The organism is Pseudonocardia sp. ICBG1034 (genome assembly GCF_020131375.1).
GTDB classification, from domain to species: domain Bacteria; phylum Actinomycetota; class Actinomycetes; order Mycobacteriales; family Pseudonocardiaceae; genus Pseudonocardia; species Pseudonocardia alni.
The window spans coordinates 744,150-767,743 of the sequence record NZ_JAHLEK010000023.1 but is presented as its reverse complement, the minus strand read 5'-3'; the positions used below and the strand labels follow the sequence as shown (position 1 = coordinate 767,743).

At 74.5% G+C, this 23,594-nt stretch carries 21 protein-coding genes; 16 read left to right on the top strand and 5 right to left on the bottom strand.

All coding sequences use genetic code 11. The features are described 5' to 3' along the window. Positions 1-110: 110 nt before the first annotated feature. Entirely contained in the window at positions 111-863 is a 753-nt protein-coding gene (locus tag KPF22_RS28000; RefSeq protein ID WP_208823431.1) for an oxidoreductase, read from the bottom strand. A 336-nt stretch (positions 864-1,199) separates the two neighbouring features. Here KPF22_RS28000 and acs point away from each other — a divergent pair, with 336 nt between their 5' ends. From acs to KPF22_RS27965, 7 genes are all read left to right on the top strand, one after another. Next, positions 1,200-3,176 carry an acetate--CoA ligase gene (acs, locus tag KPF22_RS27995; protein ID WP_208823434.1) on the top strand — a complete coding sequence of 659 codons (1,977 nt, stop codon included), beginning with the start codon at positions 1,200-1,202 and terminating at the stop codon, positions 3,174-3,176. A 73-nt stretch (positions 3,177-3,249) separates the two neighbouring features. Beyond that, complete coding sequence (gene arfB, locus KPF22_RS27990) at positions 3,250-3,675, top strand: alternative ribosome rescue aminoacyl-tRNA hydrolase ArfB (RefSeq protein WP_062399635.1); 426 nt, start codon at positions 3,250-3,252, stop codon at positions 3,673-3,675. 133 nt (positions 3,676-3,808) lie between these two features. After that, a complete protein-coding gene (locus KPF22_RS27985; RefSeq protein ID WP_178374796.1) occupies positions 3,809-4,330 on the top strand; it encodes a phage holin family protein in 522 nt (173 codons plus the stop codon). 6 nt (positions 4,331-4,336) lie between these two features. Next, on the top strand, positions 4,337-5,287 hold the full coding sequence (locus tag KPF22_RS27980; protein WP_224403772.1) for an alpha/beta fold hydrolase: 951 nt from the start codon (positions 4,337-4,339) through the stop codon (positions 5,285-5,287). Positions 5,288-5,337: 50 nt separating this feature from the next. Continuing rightward, positions 5,338-6,606: a phosphoribosylamine--glycine ligase gene (gene purD / locus KPF22_RS27975; RefSeq protein ID WP_224403771.1), complete on the top strand. Its 1,269-nt coding sequence runs from the start codon at positions 5,338-5,340 to the stop codon at positions 6,604-6,606. Positions 6,607-6,805: 199 nt separating this feature from the next. Continuing rightward, positions 6,806-7,015, top strand: a complete 210-nt coding sequence (locus tag KPF22_RS27970; RefSeq protein WP_139282823.1) for a hypothetical protein — start codon at positions 6,806-6,808, stop codon at positions 7,013-7,015. A 166-nt stretch (positions 7,016-7,181) separates the two neighbouring features. Beyond that, positions 7,182-8,300: an aminotransferase class I/II-fold pyridoxal phosphate-dependent enzyme gene (locus KPF22_RS27965; protein ID WP_208823448.1), complete on the top strand. Its 1,119-nt coding sequence runs from the start codon at positions 7,182-7,184 to the stop codon at positions 8,298-8,300. 7 nt (positions 8,301-8,307) lie between these two features. Here KPF22_RS27965 and KPF22_RS27960 read toward each other — a convergent pair whose 3' ends face one another. The 3 genes from KPF22_RS27960 to KPF22_RS27950 all read right to left on the bottom strand — a co-directional run bounded on the left by KPF22_RS27960 (position 8,308) and on the right by KPF22_RS27950 (position 12,793). Then, positions 8,308-10,458, bottom strand: coding sequence for a YhgE/Pip domain-containing protein (locus KPF22_RS27960; protein WP_224403770.1), 2,151 nt, complete (start codon positions 10,456-10,458; stop codon positions 8,308-8,310). Beyond that, on the bottom strand, positions 10,455-11,375 hold the full coding sequence (locus tag KPF22_RS27955) for an ATP-binding cassette domain-containing protein (protein ID WP_224403769.1): 921 nt from the start codon (positions 11,373-11,375) through the stop codon (positions 10,455-10,457). The genes KPF22_RS27960 and KPF22_RS27955 overlap by 4 nt, the downstream gene beginning before the upstream one ends. Positions 11,376-11,737: 362 nt before the next feature. After that, positions 11,738-12,793, bottom strand: coding sequence for a low specificity L-threonine aldolase (locus KPF22_RS27950; RefSeq protein ID WP_255625323.1), 1,056 nt, complete (start codon positions 12,791-12,793; stop codon positions 11,738-11,740). Positions 12,794-13,015: 222 nt separating this feature from the next. On the opposite strand from KPF22_RS27950, the gene KPF22_RS27945 reads away from it, so the two are divergent. The 3 genes from KPF22_RS27945 to KPF22_RS27935 are packed head-to-tail and all read left to right on the top strand — an operon-like array spanning position 13,016 to position 15,935. Further along, a complete protein-coding gene (locus KPF22_RS27945) occupies positions 13,016-13,600 on the top strand; it encodes a TetR/AcrR family transcriptional regulator (protein WP_208820581.1) in 585 nt (194 codons plus the stop codon). 53 nt (positions 13,601-13,653) lie between these two features. Then, positions 13,654-15,081 (top strand): adenylosuccinate lyase, encoded by a 1,428-nt coding sequence (gene purB, locus KPF22_RS27940; protein ID WP_208820583.1) that lies wholly within the window; start codon positions 13,654-13,656, stop codon positions 15,079-15,081. Beyond that, positions 15,078-15,935, top strand: coding sequence for a phosphoribosylaminoimidazolesuccinocarboxamide synthase (locus KPF22_RS27935; RefSeq protein ID WP_208820585.1), 858 nt, complete (start codon positions 15,078-15,080; stop codon positions 15,933-15,935). The genes purB and KPF22_RS27935 overlap by 4 nt, the downstream gene beginning before the upstream one ends. Before the next feature lie 329 nt (positions 15,936-16,264). On the opposite strand, the gene KPF22_RS27930 is transcribed toward KPF22_RS27935, so the two are convergent. Beyond that, positions 16,265-17,215, bottom strand: a complete 951-nt coding sequence (locus KPF22_RS27930) for a sugar-binding transcriptional regulator (protein WP_224403767.1) — start codon at positions 17,213-17,215, stop codon at positions 16,265-16,267. 154 nt (positions 17,216-17,369) lie between these two features. Between KPF22_RS27930 and KPF22_RS27925 the strand changes: the two genes are divergently transcribed. The 6 genes from KPF22_RS27925 (at position 17,370) to KPF22_RS27900 (ending at position 23,589) form a co-directional block, all read left to right on the top strand. Continuing rightward, complete coding sequence (locus KPF22_RS27925; RefSeq protein WP_208820587.1) at positions 17,370-18,461, top strand: alcohol dehydrogenase catalytic domain-containing protein; 1,092 nt, start codon at positions 17,370-17,372, stop codon at positions 18,459-18,461. Between the two features lie 11 nt (positions 18,462-18,472). Further along, complete coding sequence (locus KPF22_RS27920) at positions 18,473-19,795, top strand: RbtT/DalT/CsbX family MFS transporter (RefSeq protein ID WP_178374790.1); 1,323 nt, start codon at positions 18,473-18,475, stop codon at positions 19,793-19,795. Beyond that, the gene (locus tag KPF22_RS27915) at positions 19,792-21,519 is read left to right on the top strand and encodes a dihydroxyacetone kinase family protein (RefSeq protein WP_224403766.1); all 1,728 of its coding nucleotides are present in this window, start codon (positions 19,792-19,794) and stop codon (positions 21,517-21,519) included. The genes KPF22_RS27920 and KPF22_RS27915 overlap by 4 nt, the downstream gene beginning before the upstream one ends. Beyond that, positions 21,516-22,022 (top strand): ribose-5-phosphate isomerase, encoded by a 507-nt coding sequence (locus KPF22_RS27910; RefSeq protein WP_208820591.1) that lies wholly within the window; start codon positions 21,516-21,518, stop codon positions 22,020-22,022. The genes KPF22_RS27915 and KPF22_RS27910 overlap by 4 nt, the downstream gene beginning before the upstream one ends. Further along, positions 22,022-22,744: a GolD/DthD family dehydrogenase gene (locus KPF22_RS27905; protein ID WP_224403765.1), complete on the top strand. Its 723-nt coding sequence runs from the start codon at positions 22,022-22,024 to the stop codon at positions 22,742-22,744. The genes KPF22_RS27910 and KPF22_RS27905 overlap by 1 nt, the downstream gene beginning before the upstream one ends. 86 nt (positions 22,745-22,830) lie before the next feature. Then, positions 22,831-23,589, top strand: a complete 759-nt coding sequence (locus KPF22_RS27900; RefSeq protein WP_224403764.1) for a DUF2334 domain-containing protein — start codon at positions 22,831-22,833, stop codon at positions 23,587-23,589. Positions 23,590-23,594: the final 5 nt, after the last annotated feature.

Sequence of the window (23,594 nt, the reverse complement as noted above, 5' to 3'; positions counted from 1 at the left end):
CTGTCGTGTTCGAGCCCGGCCGGAGTGCGGGAGCCCGGCCGGGGGCAGCGCCTCGACCGGGGTGCAGCGGCTCGACCGAGGGCGCGCGAGGCCCGTGCCGAGTGCGGGGCTCAGCCGGACTGCGCGGCGGCGATCGACAGGCCCTCCCGGCCGCCCGCCTCCCACTCCGCGCAGGTGTGGACGATCCAGCGGGCCAGACCGTCGGGCGTCCCGGATGCGAACGCCGCCGCGGCCTCCCGGTACTCCGCGGTGCGGCGCAGGAACCCCACCTCGGGCACCGACAGACCGCGCGGGTCCAGCCCGGTCGACATCGCGGTCAGCCGGGCCGCGGCCCGGGCCACGACGCCGTCGGCGGTGCCGAACGGGGCCAGGGTCAGCAGTTCGCCGTGCACGACGGCGACCAGCACCGGTGCCGGCACGGAGGTGCCCCCGCCGATCAGGTCGGCCAGCGCCGCGAGCCGTCCCGACGTCGCCGGGCGCGGCCTGCCCAGCACCTGCTCGTGCTCGGCGGCGGGCACGAGGTCGCCGGCGGCCAGCACGTGCAGCCGGGCGAGCCCCTGCAGCGGTGCGCGCCCCCAGGTGTCGAGGAGCTTCGCGCGCTCGTCGGCGATCCGGACGGCGCCGGCGAGGACCGGGTCCGAGACGTGGTCGGCGGTGACCGGCCGCAGCGGGGCACCGTCGACCGCGGCGGAGGAGCGGGCCGCGCGCAGGGCGGCCTCGGCCGCCGTCGCGGGCCAGCCGCGCCGGTTGACCGGCTGGTTGTGCACCTCGGTGGCCGCGTCGCGGGCGCGGGAGACCGCCTCGGGGACGCCGGGGAGGGCGGCGAGCGGGGCGAGCGGATCGGCTGCTGCGGGGCGGGCCATGGGCGTCATCGTCCCAACCCGGGGGTTACCGTCGGGTAGTACCCCTGCGGTGCGGACCGCTCGGCGACCGGTCGTGGTGATCCACCGACCGCCGGACGTCCGTCCGTCCACCGCCGAGGGTCTAGCGAACCCCCGTGAGGCACCGGGGAGTGGCCCCCGACCTGCGCGGACGGTCAGGTGCAGCCGTCGTGTCCTGTCCCTACCTGTCCCGACAGACGGTGCACGGGCCACGACGTTTCACTAGCGTCGTACTGCACACGTGTGCGCACACCGAGTGCGACCGAGGCCGCCACACCGGCCCGAAGTGACCCGCCGCGTCGAGGAGGACACGAGGACATGGCCGAGTCCGAGAAGAGCTCTGCGCTCAGCGCACTCTCCACCGAGAGCCGGTCGTTCCCTCCGCCGGAGGAGTTCGCCGCGCAGGCGAACGCCACCGCCGAGTGGTACGACCGCGCCGATGCCGACCGCGAGGGCTTCTGGGCCGAGCAGGCGGACCGTCTGCACTGGACGACGAAGTGGGACCGGGTCCTCGACTGGGAGCCCCCCTTCGCGAAGTGGTTCGTCGGCGGCGAGCTCAACGTCGCCTACAACTGCGCCGACCGGCACGTCGAGGAGGGCAACGGCGACCGCGTCGCCATCCACTGGGAGGGCGAGCCCGGCGACTCCCGCACCATCACCTACGCCGACCTGCAGCGCGAGGTCTCCAAGACCGCCAACGCGCTGACCGAGCTGGGCGTCGGCAAGGGCGACCGGGTCGCCATCCAGCTGCCGATGATCCCCGAGGCCGTCTTCTCGATGCTGGCCTGCGCCCGCCTGGGCGCGCTGCACAGCGTCGTGTTCGGCGGGTTCTCCCCGGGCGCGCTCAAGGCGCGCATCGAGGACGCCGAGGCCAAGGTGCTGATCACCAGCGACGGCCAGTACCGCCGCGGCAAGCCGGCACCGATGAAGGAGAACACCGACGAGGCCGTCGAGGGCACCTCGATCGAGAAGGTCCTCGTCGTCAAGCGGACCGAGACCGACGTGCCGTGGACCGACGGCCGCGACGTGTGGTGGCACGACGCCGTCGACGGCGCGTCCGACCAGCACACCCCGGAGTCCTTCGACTCCGAGCACCCGCTGTTCATCCTCTACACCTCGGGCACCACCGGGAAGCCGAAGGGCATCCTGCACACCTCCGGCGGCTACCTCACGCAGTCCGCCTACACCCACAACGTGGTGTTCGACCACAAGCCGGGCGAGAGCGTCTACTGGTGCACCGCCGACATCGGCTGGGTCACCGGGCACACCTACATCGTCTACGGGCCGCTCGCCAACGGCGCCACGCAGGTGATCTACGAGGGCACGCCGAACACCCCGCACGAGGGCCGGCACTGGGAGATCGTCGACAAGTACAAGGTCTCGATCTACTACACCGCCCCGACGCTGATCCGCACGTTCATGAAGTGGGGCGAGGACATCCCCGCGAAGTACGACCTGTCCTCGCTGAAGGTGCTCGGCACGGTCGGCGAGCCGATCAACCCCGAGGCCTGGATGTGGTTCCGGGAGAAGATTGGCAAGGAGAACTGCCCGATCGTCGACACCTGGTGGCAGACCGAGACCGGTTCGCAGATGATCGCGCCGCTCCCGGGCGTCACCGCGACCAAGCCGGGCTCGGCCATGCGTGCGCTGCCGGGCATCTCCGCCACCGTCGTCGACGACACCGGCACCCCGGTCGGCAACGGCGAGGGCGGCTACCTGGTCCTCGACAAGCCGTGGCCGTCGATGCTGCGCGGCATCTGGGGCGACACCGAGCGCTACAAGGACACCTACTGGTCCCGCTTCGCCGAGCAGGGCTACTACTTCGCCGGTGACGGCGCCAAGTACGACGACGACGGCGCCATCTGGCTGCTCGGCCGCGTCGACGACGTCATGAACATCTCCGGGCACCGCATCTCGACCACCGAGGTGGAGTCGGCGCTGGTCAGCCACCCGACCGTCGCCGAGGCCGCGGTCGTGGGCGCCTCGGACGAGACCACCGGCCAGGGGATCGTCGCGTTCGTGATCCTGCGCGGGAGCGCGTCGAAGGACGAGGCGAAGGGCGAGGAGGCCATCAAGGCGCTCCGCGACCACGTCTCCAAGGAGATCGGCCCGATCGCCAAGCCGCGCCAGATCCTGGTCGTGGAGGAGCTGCCGAAGACCCGCTCCGGCAAGATCATGCGCCGCCTGCTGCGCGACGTCGCCGAGAACCGGGACGTCGGCGACGTCTCGACCCTCGCCGACTCGTCGGTGATGGACCTGATCTCGTCCGGCATGAGCGAGTCCAAGGAGGACTGACCCTCCGGTCCCGGCGGCCCCGGGTCCGTGCTCACCGCACGGGGCCCGGGGCCGATCGGCGACACTGGTCGGTGTGGACGACCCGATCGAGGTGCGGCGGGGCTTCGTCGTGCCCGCCCGCGAGCTGCACTGGCGGTTCTCCCGCGCCTCGGGGCCCGGCGGGCAGGGCGTCAACACCACCGACTCGCGGGTGGAGCTGTCCTTCGACCTCGCGGCCTCGCCGAGCGTCCCCGACGACCTGCGTGACCGCGCCCTGTCGCGGCTGGCGAACCGGCTCGTCGACGGCGTGCTGACCGTCGTCGCCTCCGAGCACCGCAGCCAGCTCCGCAACCGCGAGGCCGCCCGCGGGCGGCTCGCGACCCTGCTCGGCGAGGCGACCGCGGCGGGCCCGCGCACCCGTCGCCCGACCCGTCCGACGCGCGGTTCGCAGCGTCGCAGGCTCGACGCCAAGAACCGGCGCGGACAGATCAAGAAACTGCGCGGCCGCCCGGACGAGTGAGGCCGTGTCCCCGGCGTGGCGCAGCCGAGCGGGTCGCCGGGCCCCGTGGCACGATGGCGGCTCACCGAACGACGGCCGTCCGGGGGAGCCCCAGCGCCCCGGGTAGGCGAGTGCACCAGCAGGAGGGAAGACGGTGGCCAGCAACAGCCAGTCGGGCAACGCGGAGGTTCCGCCGGTCCTGCCCTCGATCCCGCTCACGAACGAGCCGGGGCCGCGCGACGCGTCCCTCGGTGCCCTCGCGAAGGACGTCACCACCCACCTCTCCACCCTGGTCCGGTCGGAGGTGGAGCTCGCCAAGGCCGAGGTCACGGCCGAGGTGAAGAAGGGCGTGCAGGGCAGCGTCTTCTTCGTGATCGCCGCGGTGATCGGGCTGTTCAGCCTGTTCTACCTGTTCTTCACCCTGGCCGAGTTCCTGTCGCTGTGGCTCAACCGCGCCGCGGGCTTCGGGATCACGTTCCTGTTCATGCTGCTCGTCGCCGGCCTGTTCGGCTTCCTCGGCTACCTGCGGGTCCGCAAGATCCGCAAGCCCGAGCGCACCATCGACTCGCTCAAGGACTCCGCGCAGGTGCTCGCCCAGCGCGGTCACCGCGGCGACCGCGACAACGTCCGCGAGATCGCCGACGGCACCTCCGGGCGGCACGCCGCCGCGGGCTGACCCGGCGTGTCCGCGGCGACCGGTACCCCGCCCGACCCCTCGGTCGTCCGGGTGCCCGGTCCGTGGACGCACCGCGCGGTGTCGGCCAACGGCATCCGCATCCACCTCGCCGAGTACGGCCCGCCGACCGGCCCGCTGGTCGTGCTGCTGCACGGCTTCCCGGAGTTCTGGTGGACCTGGCGCCACCAGCTCCTCGCCCTCGGCGACGCCGGCTACCGGGTCGTCGCGCCCGATCTGCGCGGCTACGGCGACACCGACAAGACCCCCCGCGGCTACGACCTGTGGACCCTCGCCGGCGACTGCGCCGGGCTGATCCGGGCGCTGGGGGAGCCGCGCGCCCACGTCGTCGGGCACGACTGGGGTGCCGCGATCGGCTGGACGGTGGCCACGCTGCACCCGCGGCTGGTCGTCTCGCTCACCGGGCTCGGGGCGCCGCACCCGGTCGTGATGCGCGACGCGGTGCTGCGCGACCCGCTCGGCCAGGGTCGCGCGAGCCGCTACATGGCCGGGTTCCAGCTGCCGCGGCTGCCGGAGCGTTCCCTGCGTGCCGACGGCGGCGCCCGGGTCGGGCGGATCATGCGGGCCTGGGCGGGTCCGGAGTGGGTCGCCACCACCGACTTCGCCGACGCCGTCGCCCGCAACGCGGAGGCGATGCGGATCTCCACCGTCGCCCACTGCAGCCTCGAGTACTACCGCTGGTCGATGCGTTCCCAGGTGCGCCCCGACGGCCGCCGGTTCGCCCGCGAGCTCTCCCGGCCGGTCGGGGTGCCGGTGCTGCAGGTGCACGGCGCCGACGACCCGTGCGTGCTCGACACCACCATGCGCGGCGACGAGCGGTTCGCCGGCGCCGGGCTGACCCACCACACGCTCCCGGCCACCGGGCACTTCCCGCAGCAGGAGCACCCCACCCACGTCACCGCGCTGATCGGGGCCCACCTGCAACGCTGCGACGGCTGAGCGGACACCGGTTCCCCGTCGTCCGACGTGCACGGATACGCTCGGCCACCGTGCGGATCCTGATCGTGGGAAGCGGTGCGCGTGAGCACGCCATCGCCGTGGCTCTGGCGCAGGACCCGGAGGTGACGGCGCTGGCCGTCGCCCCCGGCAACGCGGGGACGGCCGCGGTGTCCGAGCAGCTCGGGCTCGACGTCACCGACAACGGCGCCGTCGTCGACCTGGCGCGGACCTGGCAGGCGGACCTCGTGGTCGTCGGGCCGGAGGGCCCGCTGGTCAACGGTGCGGCCGACGCGGTGCGCGAGGCCGGCATCCCCTGCTTCGGCCCGAGCGCCGAGGCGGCCCGGATCGAGGGGTCCAAGGCGTTCGCGAAGGCCGTCATGAGCGCGGCCGGGGTGCCGACGGCCTCGTCGGTCGTCGTCGACAACCCGGCGCACCTCGACACCGCGCTGTCGGTGTTCACCCCGCCCTACGTCGTCAAGGACGACGGACTGGCCGCGGGCAAGGGCGTCGTCGTGTCCGGCGACATCGAGGTGGCCCGCGCGCACGCCCTCGGGCTGCTCGACGCCGGCCACCCGGCGCTGCTGGAGTCCTTCCTCGACGGGCCCGAGGCGTCGCTGTTCTGCCTCGTCGACGGCGCCACCGTCGTGCCGCTGCTGCCCGCGCAGGACTTCAAGCGCGTCGGCGACGACGACTCCGGCCCCAACACCGGCGGCATGGGTGCCTACTGCCCGCTGCCCTGGGCGGGCGAGGACCTCGCCGAGGAGCTGGTCGCCCGGGTCGTCGCGCCGGTCGCCGAGGAGATGGTGCGCCGCGGCACCCCGTTCACCGGGCTGCTCTACGCCGGTCTCGCGCTGACCTCGCAGGGCCCCGCGGTCATCGAGTTCAACTGCCGCTTCGGGGACCCGGAGACCCAGGCCGTGCTGGCGCTGCTGCGCACCCCGCTGTCGCAGCTGCTGCTCGCCACCGCGACCGGCACCCTCGCCGACCAGCCCGCGATCGAGTGGGCCGACGGGGCGGCGGTGACGGTCGTCGTCGCCGCGGAGGGCTACCCGGCCACCCCGCGGCTCGGTGACGTCATCACCGGCGCCGAGGGGGAGGGCGTGCTGCACGCCGGTACCCGTCGCCGCGAGGACGGCGCGGTCGTCTCCTCCGGCGGGCGCGTCCTGTCGGTCGTGGGCACCGGCTCCGACCTCGCCGCCGCCCGGGCCGAGGCCTACGCCCGGCTGGGGCCGGTCCGCCTCGCGGGCTCGCACCACCGCACCGACATCGGGCTCAAGGCCGAGCGCGGAGAGGTCAGCGTGCCCGTCGCGCAGGCCTGATGTTGCGCGAGTGTTACCGCCGTATGGCGTAACCCCCGATAGTCCGAATGGCCTGACCTGGCCCTCCGTAGCCGGTTGTTCGATGATCATGAAGAGCCGGTAAAACCGGACACCAGGGTTTGATCTCCACCGGTCCGTCGGGGAATCGTCCTGTGGCACAGGGACACAGCCCGTGTCCCTGAACCACAGGAGGATCACCATGGCCCACGCTCCCCAGCAGGCCCGTCGTCGTCGCGCCCTCGCCCTCGTGGGTGGCGTCGTCGCCGCGCCGCTCGCCGCCCTGGCGCTCACCGGCACCGCGCAGGCGGCCGAGCTGACCCCGGTCGCCGAGTACCTCGACGACACCGTCGCCGACACCGACGCGCAGATCGGCGCCGTCGTCGACGCCCTGGGCTTCGAGGCCGAGTGACACCGGGCGGGCCCCGCGCCCGCCCCGGTTCGTGACCGACCGCGCGCCCGGGAGTGGGCTCCCGCCCGGGCGCGCGGTCCGGTCCCGTGCGGGGCCGCCGCCTAGGCTCGGCGGCGTGACCCGCCTGACCGTCGCCGCCCGTGCCGCCGTCGCCCCGTTCCACGTCATGGACGTCTGGGCGGCCGCCGCCGAACGGGCCCGCACCCACGGCGACCTGATCAACCTGTCGGCCGGGCAGCCGTCGACCCCGGCGCCGGAACCCGTGCGCGCGGCCGCCGTCGCCGCGGTGCAGTCGGAGGTGCTCGGCTACACCGTCGCCCCCGGCATCGCGGAGCTGCGCGAGGCCGTCGCGGGGCACTACCGGCGCACCCGGGAGCTGGAGGTCGACCCGGGCGACGTCGTGCTCACCACCGGGTCCTCCGGCGGGTTCCTGCTGGCCTTCCTCGCCGCGTTCGACGCGGGTGACCGCGTCGCCATGGCCCGCCCCGGCTACCCCTGCTACCGCAACATCCTCGCCGCGCTGGGCTGCGAGGTCGTCGAGCTGCCGTGCGGGCCGGCGACCCGGTTCCAGCCCACCGTGGAGATGCTGGAGGCGCTCGACGAGCCGGTGAAGGGCCTGGTCGTGGCCAGCCCGGCGAACCCCACCGGCACCGTCCTCGACCCCGCCGAGCTGGCGGCACTCGCGTCGTACTGCGAGGAGCAGGGCATCCAGCTCGTCAGCGACGAGATCTACCACGGCATCACGTTCCCGGGCAGTCCCGCGACGAGCAGCGCCTGGGAGACCTCGCGGGAGGCCGTGCTGGTCAACTCGTTCTCGAAGTACTTCTCGATGACCGGCTGGCGGCTCGGCTGGCTGGTGTGCCCGCCGCGGCTGCGCCGCACCGTGGAGGGGCTGGCCGGCAACTTCACCGTCTGCCCACCCGCGCTGCCCCAGCACGCGGCGCTCGCCGCGTTCGACGAGGCGAGCTACGCCGAGGCCGACTCCCACGTCGTGCGCTACGGCCGCAACCGGGACCTGCTGCTCGACGGCCTGCGCGGGCTCGGGATCACCCGGCTCGCGCCCGCCGACGGCGCGTTCTACGTCTACGCCGACATCGCGCACCTGCTGCGCGAGGGCGAGGACTCGATGGCCCTGACCTACCGGTTGCTCGCCGACACCGGCATCGCCGTCGCACCGGGGCAGGACTTCGACCCGGTCGACGGCGGCGCCTACATCCGCTTCTCCGGCGCCGGGACGCCCGAGGGCATCACCGAGGCGCTGGAGCGGCTGCGGGCCTGGGTCTGAGCGGGCCTCAGAGCACCAGCTCGGGCTTCACCGCCGTCGCCGTCCACACCCGCTTGCGGTACGCCGCGAACGTCGCCAGCGCCAGGGCCCCCACGAACCAGGCCAGCAGCACCGGCACCGCCGTCCCGACGACACCGGCCAGCTCACCGCCGTACATCAGGTGGCGCAGCGCGTCGACGGCGTAGCCCATCGGCATCACGTGGTGCACCGGGTAGAGCGGCCCGGGGATGGTCTGCCACGGGAACGTGCCACCTGCCGAGACGAGCTGCAGCACCATCAGGACCAGCCCGAGGAACTGCCCGACCGCGCCGAGCAGGGCGTTGAGGGCGTGCACGATCGCGGTGAACGTCATCGAGGTCAGCCACAGCAGCGCCAGCGTCGCGAACGGGTGCACCGGGATGATCCCCAGCAGCAGCGACACCACCGCGTACATGCCGGTGACCTGCACGACTCCCAGCAGGCCGGCCGGGATCCAGCCGCCCAGCGCGATCCGCAGCGGGCTCTGCCCGGCGGCGATCGCCCGTCGGGACAGGGGCTGGACCAGCAGGAACAGCACGTAGCCGCCGATCCAGGTGGCGAGTGCCATGAAGAACGGGGCCAGCCCGGCGCCGTAGGTGTCGGCCCGGGAGTAGGCGACGTCGCGGGTGGCGACGGGGTCGCCGATGTTCGCGGCGGTGGCCTCCCGGACGCCCGGGGCCGGGTTCGGGATGTCGTCCAGGCCCGAGGCCAGGCCGTCGTGCAGCTGCGTCGCGCCGGTGGCGAGCTCACCGGTGCCCGAGTCGAGCCGGCGCGCCCCGTCGGCGAGCCGGTCGGTCCCGTCGACCGCGGTGCGCTCCCCGGCGACGAGCCGGTCCGCCCCGGTCCGCAGCGCCGTGGCGCCGGTGGACAGCTGCGTGGCGCCGTCGGAGAGCTTCCGGACGCCGCCGGACAGCTCGGACGCGCCGTCGCGCAGGGTCCCGGCGCCGTCGGCGGCGCTCGCGATGCCCTGGCTGAGCTGCGGGGCCGACGCGGCGAGCTGCTCGGCGCCGTCGGCGACCTGCCCCGCGCCGGAACCGAGGCGGTCGAGCTGCCCGGACACCTGCTGGACGCGGGCGTTGCCGTCGACCAGCGGCTGCTTCGCGGTCGCCAGCGCGGCCAGGGCCTGCTGCACCTGCTCGTCGGTGAACCCGCGCTCGCGCAGGCCCGCCGCGATGGTGCCGTCGGCGGCGTCGAGCTGGTCGGCCAGCCGGGCACTCTCCTGCGCGACCCGGTCCCCGGCCGCGGCCAGCTGCGCGTTGCCGTCGGCGACCTGGCGGGCGCCGTCGGCGAGGCGCCGCGACTGCGTGGGCAGGTCGGCGGTGGCCCGGCGCAGGGTGCCCAGCCCGGTCGCGAGCTCCCCGGCGCCCGCGGACAGCCGGTCCGCGCCGGACGCGGCGGTGCCCGCCCCGGTGGCGAGGGTCCCGGCCCCGGTCGCGAGCTCGCCCGCGCCGCCGGAGAGCTGCTGGGCGCCGTCGAGGAGCGTGCGCTGCCCGGTCGCCAGCTCACCGGCGCCGGACGCCAGCCGGGCGGCCCCGTCGTGGGCGGTGGCCGCGCCGTCGGCGAGCCTCCCGGCGCCGTCCGCGGCCTCCTGGGTCCTGGTGTGGATGGTGGAGAAGCCGGTGAGGAACCGGTCCGCGGCCTGCGTCCCGACCTCCTTGGCGACCGATTCGCGGACCCGGGTGGTGAGGGTGTCGGCGATCGTGCGGGCCAGGTAGTTGTTGGCGTCGTTGGTGGTGAGCACGAGGATCCCCTGGCGCGGGGTGAACTCGCCGGAGGACTGCAGGGCCGCGGTGAAGTCGCGCGGGATCGTCACGGCGAAGGTGTAGACGTTGTCGCGCACACCGCGGTCGGCCTCGGCGGCCGAGACCCGGTGGAAGTCGAACGAGCCGGAGTCGGTCAGCTCCGTCGCGACGTCCTGGCCGACGTTCTGTGCCTTCCCGTCGGCGTCGGTGCCGCCCGCGTCGTCGACGACGAGTGCGGCGGGCACCTGGTTCAGGCGGGAGTAGGGGTCGCCGTTGGCGTAGAGGTAGAAGCCCGCGTAGAGCATCGGGATCATCAGCAGCGCGAGCACGGCCAGGACCGGCAGGCGCCCGGCGGTGATCCGCCGCAGCTCGCTGATCGCCATCCGGATCGCGCTCATGAGGTCCGCTCCGTGCTCTCGTCGCCGTCGGTGGTCCCGGGGGTGGGGTCGGGCCCGGGCAGGATCGCCGTACCCGCGTCCTGCGGGGGCTCCCCGGTGCCGGGCGGCGGAGCATCCGCGGTCCCGGCGGGGCGGCGGCGCAGCAGCCGCCGGGTCCAGCCCTGGGGCAGGTCGTCGGCCCCCTGCGGCGCGACGACGGTCAGCGGCCCCGTCGGGTCCTCGGGCCTGCTGTGCCGCCCGGGGGGCGCCGGCAGCGCGCCGGCGTCGCTGCCACCGAGCCGCACCGCGGGCACCCCCAGCAGCGTCGCCGACCCCTCGGTGCAGGTCACGACGACGGCGAACCCGGCGCGGGCGTGCTCGGAGGCCACCTGCCACCAGGTCACCGGGGTGCCGCCGTGCCGGTCCGGCGCGGTCAGCACGAGCACCCGCGCCCCGGGCCGGGACGCGGCCAGCGCGGTCATCAGCCCGATCCGCACGGGCGCGGGCACGTCCTCGAACCGCGAGCGCACCCAGCTCTGCGCGCCCCGCGCGCCCAGCCACTCGGTCACCGCCCGCGGGGTGGTGCCGCGACCGGCCATCGCCAGCTCCTCGCCGACGACGGTCCGCAGCGGCAGCACCGGCTCCGGCTCGCTGACGCCGGGCGTGTCGACGACGGCGACGGCGCGGCGCAGGCGGCGCGGGTCGTCGTCGCCGTCGAGGGTGACGGTGCCGTGGTCGGGCCGCATCCGCCCGGCCAGCGCCAGCGCCAGCGCGGTGTGCCCGGAGCCGGGGGTACCCGCGACCAGCAGCACCGAGCCGGGGACGGCGCGCAGCGAGGTCGGCGCGAGCAGCACCCCGTGGGTGCCGTCGACGGCGACGTCCTCGGCGACGAGGGCGGCCTCGGGGGCGGGGGCGGGCGAGGGGGCGGAGCTGGTCATGACGGTCCTGCTGTCCTGGGCGCCCCGGGCCGCGCGACACCCGGCGATCGCGGGTCCGCGCAGCTCACCGGCACCGGTCGTGGGTCGGAGCCACCGGCGCCCGGCGGTGCGTACGCACGGGCGCGACGGCGGCGGAAGCCTAGGCCGACGCCTGCTCCGGCGTCCGGCCGTCGCCCAGTGTGGACCCGATCGTGCGGGCCGACTTGACCTCGGACGACAGTGAGTTGACTGGGCGCGACACTGTGACGGCGGCGACGAGGGACGCCCGGGGCGCCCGGCCCGGGTGCCGCGGGCACGTCCGGCGCCGGGCCGGAGGCGACCCGGCGCGCCGGTGGAGGGCGGCGCGGCGCGGGACCGGGGACTCAGCCGCCGAGGGCGGTGCGGGGCAGCGGGGCAGGACCGCCGGGGGAGCCGGTGCTGGACGGGCCGACCTCGCCGATCCGGTCCAGCGCCGCCTTGATGTGCTTGTCGCCGACGTCGCGGTGGGTCATCAGCCGCAGCTTGCCCGCGATGGCGCCGGCGCGGACACCGGCCTCGGCGAACGCGGCGATCGTGCCGCGCACGTCGGCCACGTCCACCAGCACGATGTTGGTCTGCGGCTCGCGGACCCGCCAGCCGCGCTCGCGCAGTCCGGCGGCGAGCCGCGTCGCGAGGTCGTGGTCCTCGGCGAGCCGGTCGATGTCCTCCAGCGCGACGAGGCCGGCCGCGGCCAGCACCCCGCCCTGCCGGACGCCGCCGCCGAGCATCTTGCGCAGCCGCCGGGCGTGCTCGACGAACTCCGCCGACCCCGCGACGACCGACCCGACCGGCGCGCCGAGTCCCTTGGACAGGCACACCGCGACCGTGTCGGCGCCGACGGTCAGCGCGCCCGGCGGGACCCCGAGCGCGACGGCGGCGTTCCACAGCCGGGCGCCGTCGAGGTGCACCGAGAGCCGGGCGGCCCGCGCCGCGGCGGCGACGGAGGCGTGCTCCTCCGGTGCGGTCACGGTGCCGCCCGCGGAGTTGTGGGTGTTCTCCAGGCACAGCAGCACCGGGCGCAGGGAGGCGTAGAAGCCGTCGTCGGCGGCGGCCCGGCGCACGGCGGACGCGGTGACCTTGCCTGGTCCCGCGTCGTGCGGCAGCGGCCGCGGCATCCCGCCGGCCAGCCACGCGGCCGTGCCCAGCTCGAAGTCGAGCACGTGCGCGCCCTGGGGGGCGAGGAAGGAGTCGCCGCGGCCGAGCCGGCTCATCAGCGCGATCAGGTTCGCCATCGAGCCGGTGGGCGTCCACAACGCGTCGGCGGCGCCGAGCAGGCCGGCGACCCGTTCCTCCAGCTCGCGCATGGTGGGGTCGCCGTCGAGCACGTCGTCGCCGACCTCGGCCTCGGCCATCGCCCGGCGCATCGCCTCGGTCGGCAGCGTGACGGTGTCCGATCGCAGGTCGACGGGCTCGCCGGGGGCCGGGGCGGCCGCCGCCCCGCGCGCACCACCGCGCGGTGACCAGCGGCTTCTGGGTGACGGACGCACTTCACCAGTGTGTTCCATCGCCGCGGCGGTGAGAACGGCAGGGTCACGAAACGGTCACGGTCACCCCGTCCGACCTGGGCGTCGAGTCCGGTATCTCACTCGTCCGGACGGGTCCCGTCTTGGCACTATGTGGCGATGGCGGCCCCGAAGCAGACCGAGAAGGGTGAGCGTCGCCGCGCCCTGCTCGTCGCGGCGGCCGCGGAGCTGCTCGCCGAGAGCGGGTTCGACGCGATCCGCCACCGTGCCGTCGCCGAGCGCGCCGGGGTGCCGCTGGCGGCCACGACCTACTACTTCTCCTCGCTGGAGGACCTGGTGTCCGCCGCGCTCGACCGGCTCGCGCACACCGAGCTGGCCGACGCCCACGACTGCCTCGCCCGGCGCGACGACCCGGCCGAGATCGTGCTCGACCTGCTCCTCGGGCCGCGCTCGCGCACCGGCGGCCTCGACGCCGTCCTGTGCCGGTTCGAGCGGCTGATCGGGTCCGGCCGGCGCCCGTTCCTGGCCGGGCTGCTGCGCGCCCAGCGCGTCGAGTTCGACGCCCTGCTCGACGAGGCGCTCACCCGCGCGACCGGCCGTCGACCGGGGCCGGGGGAGGTCCGCAGGCTCACCGCGCTCGTCGACGGCGTCGTGCTCACCGCGCTGATCGAGGCCGACCCCGACCCGCGCGCGGTCGGCCGGGAGGCGCTGCACGAGGTGCTGGAGTCCCTGCCCCGGATGTGAGGCCGCGCTCCCGCCGGTCACAGGGCCCCCACCAGCCATTATCATCGCGCCACGTGATTCCCAACGTGCTGGCCGCGCGCTACGCGAGCCCCGAGCTGGTCCGCCTCTGGTCTCCGGAGTACAAGATCCAGCTGGAGCGACGGCTGTGGATCGCGGTGCTCCGCGCCCAGCGCGACCTCGGCATCGAGGTGCCGTCGTCGGTCATCGACGACTACGAGGCCGTCGTCGAGCAGGTCGACCTCGGCTCGATCGCCGCCCGCGAGCGCGTCACCCGGCACGACGTGAAGGCCCGCATCGAGGAGTTCAACGCCCTCGCCGGCCACGAGCACGTGCACAAGGGCATGACCAGCCGCGACCTCACCGAGAACGTGGAGCAGCTGCAGATCCGGCTGTCGCTGGAGCTCGTCGCCGACCGGACCGTCGCGGTCCTGGCGCGGCTCGGGCGTCGCGCGTCGGAGTACGCCGAGCTGGTCATGGCCGGGCGCAGCCACAACGTCGCCGCGCAGACCACCACCCTGGGCAAGCGGTTCGCCTCCGCCGCCGACGAGCTGCTCGTCGCGCACGCCCGCCTGGAGGACCTGCGCTCGCGCTACCCGCTGCGCGGCATCAAGGGCCCGATGGGCACCAGCCAGGACATGCTGGATCTACTGGGCGGCGACACCGAAGCCTCGGTGAAGCTCGAGGACCTGGAGCAGCGCGTCGCCACCCACCTGGGGTTCGCCGAGGCGTTCACCAGCGTCGGGCAGGTCTATCCGCGCTCGCTCGACCACGACGTCGTCACCGCACTGGTGCAGCTGGCGGCGGCGCCGTCGTCGCTGGCCACGACGATCCGGCTGATGGCGGGCGCCGAGCTCGCCACCGAGGGCTTCGCCCCCGGCCAGGTCGGGTCCAGCGCCATGCCGCACAAGATGAACGCGCGTTCCGCGGAACGCATCAACGGCCTCATGGTGATCCTGCGCGGCCTGTCGGTCATGACCGCCGAGCTCGCCGGCTCCCAGTGGAACGAGGGCGACGTCTCCTGCTCGGTGGTGCGCCGCGTCGCGCTGCCGGACGCGTTCTTCGCCCTCGACGGCCTCTACGAGACCACGCTGACCGTGCTCGACGAGTTCGGCGCCTACCCGGCCGTGATCGCCCGCGAGCTCGACCGCTACCTGCCCTTCCTCACCACGACCGCCGTGCTGATGGCCGCCGTCCGCGCCGGGGTCGGCCGGGAGACCGCGCACGAGGTCATCAAGGAGCACGCGGTCGCCGTCGCACTGGCGATGCGCGAGCAGGGCCAGGCCGACAACGACCTGCTCCAGCGGCTGGCCGGCGACGACCGGCTCGGCCTGCCCGCCGGCACGCTGGACCGGCTGCTGGAGGACCCGCTGCGGTTCACCGGCGCCGCGTCCGCGCAGGTGGCCACAGTGACGGAGAAGATCGCCGCGATCACCGCGAAGCACCCCGAGGCCGCCGCCTACACCCCCGGAGGGATCCTGTGAGGCTCGTCCACTCCGGCAAGGTCCGCGAGCTCTACCTCGACGAGTCCCGCGACCCGGCCCAGCTGCTGCTCGTGGCCTCGGACCGGCTCTCGATCTACGACGTCGTGCTCCCGACGCCCGTCCCGGACAAGGGCGCGATCCTCACCGCGCTGTCGCTGTACTGGTTCGAGCGCACCGGCGACCTCGTGCCCAACCATGTCATCGGCACCGACGACATCCCCGCCGGGTTCGCCGGGCGCGCCGTCCGCTGCCGTCCGCTGGAGATGCTGCCGGTCGAGTGCATCGCCCGCGGCTACCTCACCGGGCTCGGGCTGAAGGAGTACCGGCGCACCGGCGCCGTCTCCGGCGTCACGCTGCCCGCCGGCCTGGTCGAGGGCTCGAAGCTCCCCGAGCCGATCTTCACCCCGACCACCAAGGCGCCGGTCGGTGAGCACGACGAGTTCATGACCTTCGACGACGTCGTGGCGCAGCTGGGCGCCGACACCGCGACCCGGCTGCGGGACCTGACCCTGGAGGTCTACCGGCGCGGCGCGGAGTCCGCGGCCGAGGGCGGGATCATCGTCGCCGACACCAAGCTGGAGTTCGGCCGGGACACCTCCGGCGAGATCGTCCTCGGTGACGAGGTGCTCACCCCGGACTCGTCGCGGTTCTGGCCCGCCGACTCCTACGAGCCCGGCCGGGTGCAGTTCTCCTTCGACAAGCAGTACGTCCGCGACTGGTCCGCGGGGCTGGACTGGGACCGCACCGCCCCCGGCCCCGAGGTCCCCGACGAGGTCGTGAAGGTCGTCCACGACCGCTACGCCGAGGTCTACCGCCGCATCACCGGCACCCCCTGGACCTCGCCGACCGCCTGACCCGCCGCGGCCACACCCCTCGTCGGCCCCCACACCCCTCGCGACGGGTGTGGACGTCGGACGAGGGGTGTGGACGTCGGGTGTGATCGGCCCGTCGGTGAGACCGGCCGTGCGGTCGGCCGACCACGGCGGACCGTGGGATGGCCGTCCGGGCGACGGTCCGACCCGAGCGCCCGCTCTCCGGAATCCGCTTACCGGGTAAGCGAATCGGCGGAAGGGCAGAAGCTCGACGTGACGGCGCGGTGTGCTCCCGTCCGATCGCGCCGAGCGGTGCGAGGACTCGCCCGGCTCACCGGGCACCTTCGCCGCCGTCTGACGTCGTCGGTGGGTCAGCCGGGGCCGAGGGCGTCCAGCAGGGCCTGGGCGGTCGGGGCGTCGGTCACCAGGCGGTTGAACAGGCCCGCCCGCGCCCCGCCGACGATGCTCGGCACCTTCTCCTCCCCGACGGCGACGGCGATCGTCCGCGGCACCCGTCGCAGCTGCTCCGGGGAGATCCGCACCATCCGGTCGCTGCCCGGGAAGGCGATCGGGCGGCCGTCGGCGCGGTAGAAGTTCAGGCAGACGTCACCGACGCCGTCCTGGAGGCCCTCGTCGTCGAGCGGGACCGAGGTCGAGATCGACGCGCGGCCCGCGGGCGGGGCGCCGACACCGACCAGCGCGGCCTGTGCGCGCATCCAGAACCCGGTGACCCGCCGGAACTCCGGGTCCTCGGCGAGCGTGCGGCTCATCGCCGGTGACGGCATGGCCTGGGTGAACAGGAAGTGCGGGCGTCCGTGTCCGCGTTCGGCGACCGACCGGACGATCTCGTTGGTCTGGTGCCACGCCTCGGGTTCGGCGACCCCGCCGACGGTCGGCACGATCTCGCAGCCGGCCAGCGCGGGCAGCGCGGTGTGGCTGAGCTCCCACACGGTGCGCCCGGAGGAGACGAGCAGGACCTCGCCGGCGCGCAGCCCGGCCTCCCGCAGCGCCTCGCCGACCGGCTCGGCGAGCGACTGACCGAGGTCGGTGGCGGGCCGCGGGGCCAGCCACACGCGGTCCAGCCCGAGCGCGGCGGCGAGCCGGGGTGCGTCGTCGCCGCCGGTGTGCAGCGAGTCCGGGTCGTGCACGGTGATCTGCACGATCCCGACCCGGCGGGCCTCGGCGAGCAGCCGGGAGACGGTCGGACGCGACACGGTGAGCCGGTCGGCGATCGCGGCCTGGTTGAGCTCGTCGACGTAGTACAGCCGCGCGGCCCGGTGCATCAGCCCCAGGTCGCGCCGGGAGACGTCGTGCGGCGCCATCGCCACCTCCTCCGCCGGTCCGGATCGGTACCAGTCAAGCGTACTGCACGTTTGTTCAAGTCGGAACCGATGTGTTGACGGATGTTCACACCGGAACGCATGCTCAAGGCCAGTCGCATGCAGCACCCCGCATGGCACCAACGGAGGTTTCGCCGTGGGAGAGAACATCCCGACCCGGATGCAGGCGGTCGTCGTGCACGGCCCCGAGGACTACCGGCTGGAGGAGGTGGACGTCCCCCGGCCCGGCCCCGGCGAGCTGCTGATGCAGGTCGAGGCCGTCGGCGTGTGTGCCAGCGACCTGAAGTGCTACCACGGCGCCGCGAAGTTCTGGGGCGACGACAACCGGCCCGCCTGGGCCCAGACCGGTGTCACGCCCGGTCACGAGTTCGTCGGCCGGATCGTCTCCGGTGACGACGAGGGCCTCGCCCTGCACGGCGTGTCCGTCGGCGACCGCGTCGCCTGCGAGCAGATCGTCCCGTGCGAGCAGTGCCGCTACTGCCTGCGCGGCCAGTACTGGATGTGCGGGCCGCACGACATGTTCGGCTTCCGGAACTTCGACGGCGCGATGGCCCAGTACATGCTGGTCCCGACGCGCGCCCGGGTGCACCGCGTCTCGCCGGACCTGGAACCGCAGCACGCCGCGTTCGCCGAGCCCCTGTCCTGCGCGCTGCACGCCGTCGAGCGGGGCACCATCGGGTTCGACGACGTCGTGGTCGTCGCCGGGTGCGGCCCGATCGGCCTCGGCCTGATCGCCGGCGCCCGCGCGAAGAACCCGCGCCTGCTCATCGCGCTCGACCTCGACGACGAGAAGCTGGAGCTCGGCCGCCGCACCGGCGCCGACCTCACGATCAACATCGCCCGCGAGGACGCCGTCGCGAAGGTCAAGGAACTCACCGACGGCTACGGCGCCGACGTCTACCTGGAGGGCTCCGGCGCCGTCCCGGCCGTCGCGCAGGGGCTCAACCTGCTGCGCAAGCTCGGCACCTATGTCGAGTACTCGGTCTTCGGGTCCGAGGTCACCGTGGACTGGTCGATCATCTCCGACGACAAGGAGCTCGACGTCCGCGGCGCCCACCTCGGCCCGCACTGCTGGCCCGCCGCGATCAAGATGCTGGAGGACGGCAAGCTCCCGATCTCCGACATCTGCACCCACCAGGTGCCGCTCGCGGAGTTCCAGAAGGCCCTCGACCTCGTCGGCGACACCTCCGGTGCGTCGGTCAAGGTCTCGATCCTCCCGAACGCCTGAGGGGGTCGACGATGAGCAGCGCCGCTCCGCAGCACGAGACCTTCCTCGACCGCATCGGCATCCCGCACTCCCTGCGCTGGGGCTTCCTCGGCGTGCTGGTCTTCATGACCGGCAACGGGACCGAGTCCAACTTCATCTCCCCGCACATCGAGGCGGTGCTCGGCTCGCCCGAGGCCACCGTCGCGACGATCATCACCGGCTACAGCCTGGCCGTGCTCGTCGCCAGCTACCTGTCCGGCGCGCTGGCCGACCTGTGGGGTCCGCGCCGCGTCATGACCCTCGGCGTCGCCGTCTGGGTCGTGTTCGAGGTGCTGTTCCTGCTGAGCCTGCAGATCGGCAGCCTCCCACTGGTCGCCGCCACCTACTTCCTGCGCGGCTTCGGCTTCCCGCTCTTCGCGTTCGCGTTCCTGGTGTGGATCAACGTCGTCACGCCGTACTCGCGCAACGGCGTCGCCGTCGGCTGGTTCTACGTCATGTTCACCGGCGGCCTGCCCACCCTGGGCTCGCTGTTCGCGCTCGGCATGATCCCGGCCTTCGGCGGGGGCACCGGCGGCGAGACGGCCGCGATGGTCGGCTCGACCGCGCTCGTCGTCGCCGGGTACCTGATCGCCCGCTTCGGGGTGCACGAGCCGCACGCCACCCGTCGGCTCGCGCCGGCGGGGGAGACCACCGGCCAGGTGCTCAGCGCCGGGCTGCGGCTCACCGCGGCCAACCCGAAGATCCTCATGGGCTTCCTGGTCCGGCTGATCAACACCGCGCCGCAGTACGGCATGTTCATCATCCTGCCGACCGTCATCGCGGTGGACCTCGGCTGGGGCCAGAGCCGCTGGCTGACCATGACCGTGTTCGTCTACGCGACGAACATCCTGGTCAACGCGGTGTTCGGGGCCGTCGGCGACCGGTGGGGCTGGCGCCGCACGGTGCAGTGGTTCGGCGTCTTCGGCTCCGCCGTCGGCCTGCTGCTGTGGTGGTACGTCCCGCAGCTGGTCCCGGCCGGCTCGACCTGGGGCTTCTGGGTCTCGGTCGCCGCGGGCTGCGTGTTCGGCTGCCTGCTCGCCGGCTTCGTCCCGATGGGCGCGATCATGCCCGCGCTCGCACCCGACCACAAGGGCGCCGCGATGGCCATGTACACGACCGCCGCGGGCGGTGCCGCGTTCCTCGGGTCCGGCGTCGTCGCGCTGATGCTCGGGGTCGGGGCCGGGAACGTCGGTGTCGTGTGGGCCTTCGTCGCCCTCTACGCGGCCGCCTTCGTGATGGTCTCGTTCCTGAACGTCCCGCAGGACGCCCCCGAGCCGCGCGCCGCCGTCGCGACCCCGGTGAAGGAGACCTCGTGACCAGGATCTACGACGACCCCGCCACGTTCGCCGACGACCAGCTCGACGGCTTCCTCGACCTCTACGCCGACCGTGTCCGAGGGGTGCACGGCGGCGTGGTCGCCCACCGTGGCGACGGCGGCCCGCAGGTCGCCGTCGTCATCGGGGGCGGCTCCGGCCACTACCCGGCCTTCTGCGGGACGGTCGGGCCGGGGATGGCGCACGGCGCCGTCGTCGGCAACATCTTCACCTCGCCGTCGGCGGCCCAGGCGTACTCGGTCGCGAAGGCCGCCGACCAGGGCCGCGGTGTGGTCTTCAGCTTCGGCAACTACGCCGGCGACACGATCAACTTCGGGATCGCGGCCGACCGGCTGCGCGAGGAGGGCATCGACACCCGCATCGTGGTCGTCACCGACGACGTCGCCTCCGCCGACGAGGAGTCGCGGCGCCGCGGGATCGCGGGCGACTTCACCGTGTTCAAGGCGATGGGCGCCGCCGCCGCGCGCGGTGCGGACATCGACGAGGTCGAGCGGCTCGGCCGGGCCGCCAACGCGGCCACCCGCAGCCTCGGCGTCGCGTTCACCGGCTGCACGATGCCCGGCGAGGACGAGCCGCTGTTCTCGGTGCCCGAGGGACACCTCGGGCTCGGCCTGGGCATCCACGGCGAGCCCGGCATCCGCGACGTCCCGATGCTGCCCGCCCGCGAGCTGGCGGAGCTGCTGGTCGACGACGTGCTGAAGCACGCACCCACGGGAGCGCCCGGTCGGATCGGGGCGATCCTCAACGGGCTCGGCACCACGAAGTACGAGGAGCTGTTCCTGCTGTGGCGCCACGTCGCGCCGCGGCTGCGCGACGCCGGGTACGAGATCGTCGACCCGGAGGTCGGCGAGCTCGTGACCAGCCTCGACATGGGCGGCTGTTCGCTCACCCTGATGTGGCTCGACGACGAGCTGGAACCGCTGTGGCGGGCGGACGCCTACACCCCCGCCTACCGCAAGACCGCCGCACCGCTGGCGGCGCTGCGCGAGCCGACCGCCGACGAGCTCGCCGAGGCCGACGCCGTCGTCACCGCGCCCGCGGCGAGCGACGCGGCCCGGGATGTCGCCGGCACCGTCCGTGCCGCGCTGGCGGCGGCGGAGTCGACGATCCGCTCCCACGAGCACGAGCTGGGCCGGATCGACGCCGTCGCGGGCGACGGCGACCACGGCCGCGGCATGCTCAAGGGGATCACCGCCGCCACCGCCCGGGTCGGCGAGCTCGGCGACGACGTCGGCGGCGGCTGGGTGCTCCAGCAGGCCGGGCAGGCCTGGGCCGAGCGCGCCGGTGGCACCTCCGGGGTGCTGTGGGGCGCCGCGCTCGAGGCGTTCGGGCGGCACCTCGGTGACACCGCCGACGGCTACCCGGCCGCGGCCGTCGCCGCCGGCGTCCGCGGGTTCGCGACGACCATCGAGCAGCTCGGCGGCGCACGGGCGGGGGACAAGACCCTGCTCGACGCGCTGCTCCCCTTCGTCGACGAGCTGGAGCGCCGGGTCGGCGACGGCGATCCGCTCGCCGGGGCGTGGGCCGCGGCCGCCGAGGTCGCCACGGCCCGGGCGCGGGACACCGCCGACCTGCGGCCCCGGATCGGCCGGGCCCGCCCGCTGGCCGAGAAGAGCGTGGGCACACCCGACGCCGGGGCGGTCAGCCTCGGCCTGATCGTCACGGCCGTCGCCGACGTCCTGACACCGCAGGAGGAGCAGACGTGAGCGAGAAGCTCCGCATCGTCGTCGGCGCGGACGACGCCGGGTACGAGTACAAGGAGGCGCTGAAGGCCGACCTGGAGGCCGACGACCGCGTCGCCGAGGTCGTCGACGTCGGCGTCGGCGCGGACGGGCACACCGCCTACCCGCACATCGGTGTCGCCGCGGCACGCAGGGTCGCCGACGGCGAGGCCGACCGCGGCCTGCTCATCTGCGGGACCGGGCTGGGCGTCGCGATCTCGGCGAACAAGGTGCCGGGTGTCCGCGCGGTCACCGCGCACGACCCGTTCTCCGTCGAGCGCTCGGTGAAGTCCAACAACGCGCAGGTCCTCTGCATGGGCCAGCGCGTGGTCGGGCTGGAACTGGCCCGCACGCTCGTCGACGGCTGGCTCGACCACCGCTTCGACCCGGGCAGCGCCTCGGCGGAGAAGGTCGCCGCGCTGGACTCCTACGACCGCCGCGACGGCGACCGGCTCGCCGAGGCGGGCACGGTCGGGACGGACTGCTGATGTTCGATCTCACCGGTTCGGTCGCGCTGGTCACCGGCGCGGCGTCGGGCATCGGCGCCGAGGCGGCCCGGGCGCTCGCCGGGCAGGGCGCCGTGGTCGCCGGCGCGGACCTGCGCACCGACGGCGTCCCGGAGGTCTGCGCGTCGGCGCACGTCGTCGACGTCGCGGACCCCGACGCGGCCCGGGCCTGCGTCGACGAGGTCGTCGCCCGGCACGGCCGGGTCGACGTGCTGGTCAACTCGGCCGGGATCGCGCTGCTCGCCCCGGCGCTGGAGCTGGGGGTCGACGACTGGCGCCGCACCCTGGACGTCAACCTCACCGGGTCCTGGCTGATGGCGCGGGCCGCGGGCCGGGTCATGGTGGAGCGCGGGTACGGGCGGATCGTGAACCTCGCCTCGCAGGCGGCGAGCAGCGGGCTGGAGCAGCACGCGGCCTACTGCGCGTCCAAGGCGGGGATCACCGGGCTGACCCGCACCCTCGCCGTCGAGTGGGGGCCGCACGGGGTGACGGTCAACGCGGTGTCGCCGACGGTCGTGCTCACCGACCTGGGTCGGGCGGCGTGGGACAACCCGGCCGGGGACGCCCACCGCGCCGAGATCCCGGCGCGGCGGTTCGCGGAGCCGTCGGAGATCGCCGCGGCCGTGGTCTACCTGGCCTCGGCCGAGGCCGCGATGGTCAACGGCGCCGAGCTGCGGGTCGACGGCGGGTTCACGGCCCGCTGAGGACGGCTGCCGAACGCCCGCCGATCGTCGTCCGCACGATCCGGCGGCTCCACGCGGGGTTCACCTCGGTCGGGTCGGATGGGGCCATGAGCACGCTGCTGGTCTCGCTGTCCGGCCTGACCGACTCCGACGACGCCGACTGCGCCCGCGCCGCCGCGTTCGCCGCGGAGCTGGACCGGCGCGCCGTGCCGCTGACCCACCTCGTGCAGCCCAAGGGGCCCGACGGGCCGCTGCGCCGCGGCGACGACCTGGTCCGCTGGATCGCCGGCCGCGTCCGCGCCGGGGACGACCTGCTCCTGCACGGTTTCGACCACACGAGCGACCCGGTGGGCGCCTGGCAGAACGGCTCCGTGCCGCGGATCGGGCGCCGCACCGAGTTCGGGGCGCTGCCCCGGCACGAGGCGGGCCTGCGGCTGACCGGCGCCCGGCGGATCCTGCTCGCGACCGGGCTGTCCACCGACGGCTTCGCCCCGCCCGGCTGGATCGCCTCCGAGGGCACCCTCGACGCGCTCGCCGACCTCGGCTTCGGCCTCTGCGCCGACGAGACGACCGTCCGTGTGACCGGCGGTCCGGTGCTGCGCTCGCGCGTGCTGACCTTCCGGGCGTCGGAGCCCTGGCGGGGCGAGCGCCGCGCCGGGGAGCGCCGCCGCGGACGGGCACTGGAGCAGCAGGCCGTGCGCACCGCCGAGCGCGGCGGGCTCGTCCGGCTCGCGCTGCGGGCCAAGGACCTGCGTCGCGAGCACCGCGTCGAGGCCGCGCTGGCCGCCGTCGACGCGGCGCGCGGGGCGGGCGCCGTCGGCGCCGTGCACCGCACCCTGTTCCCCGCCGCGGCCCCGGCCGCCTAGGAGCT

What these genes read in the sequence shown, in the direction of transcription:
- KPF22_RS27900 (WP_224403764.1), top strand. Translation starts at nt 22,831, where the DNA reads ATGAGCACGCTGCTGGTCTCGCTGTCCGGCCTGACCGACTCCGACGAC.
- KPF22_RS27920 (WP_178374790.1), top strand. Translation starts at nt 18,473, where the DNA reads ATGAGCAGCGCCGCTCCGCAGCACGAGACCTTCCTCGACCGCATCGGC.
- acs (WP_208823434.1), top strand. Translation starts at nt 1,200, where the DNA reads ATGGCCGAGTCCGAGAAGAGCTCTGCGCTCAGCGCACTCTCCACCGAG.
- KPF22_RS27960 (WP_224403770.1), bottom strand. Translation starts at nt 10,458, where the DNA reads ATGAGCGCGATCCGGATGGCGATCAGCGAGCTGCGGCGGATCACCGCC.
- KPF22_RS27930 (WP_224403767.1), bottom strand. Translation starts at nt 17,215, where the DNA reads ATGGCGCCGCACGACGTCTCCCGGCGCGACCTGGGGCTGATGCACCGG.
- KPF22_RS27970 (WP_139282823.1), top strand. Translation starts at nt 6,806, where the DNA reads ATGGCCCACGCTCCCCAGCAGGCCCGTCGTCGTCGCGCCCTCGCCCTC.
- KPF22_RS27965 (WP_208823448.1), top strand. Translation starts at nt 7,182, where the DNA reads ATGGACGTCTGGGCGGCCGCCGCCGAACGGGCCCGCACCCACGGCGAC.
- KPF22_RS27955 (WP_224403769.1), bottom strand. Translation starts at nt 11,375, where the DNA reads ATGACCAGCTCCGCCCCCTCGCCCGCCCCCGCCCCCGAGGCCGCCCTC.
- KPF22_RS27945 (WP_208820581.1), top strand. Translation starts at nt 13,016, where the DNA reads ATGGCGGCCCCGAAGCAGACCGAGAAGGGTGAGCGTCGCCGCGCCCTG.
- KPF22_RS27905 (WP_224403765.1), top strand. Translation starts at nt 22,022, where the DNA reads ATGTTCGATCTCACCGGTTCGGTCGCGCTGGTCACCGGCGCGGCGTCG.
- KPF22_RS28000 (WP_208823431.1), bottom strand. Translation starts at nt 863, where the DNA reads ATGGCCCGCCCCGCAGCAGCCGATCCGCTCGCCCCGCTCGCCGCCCTC.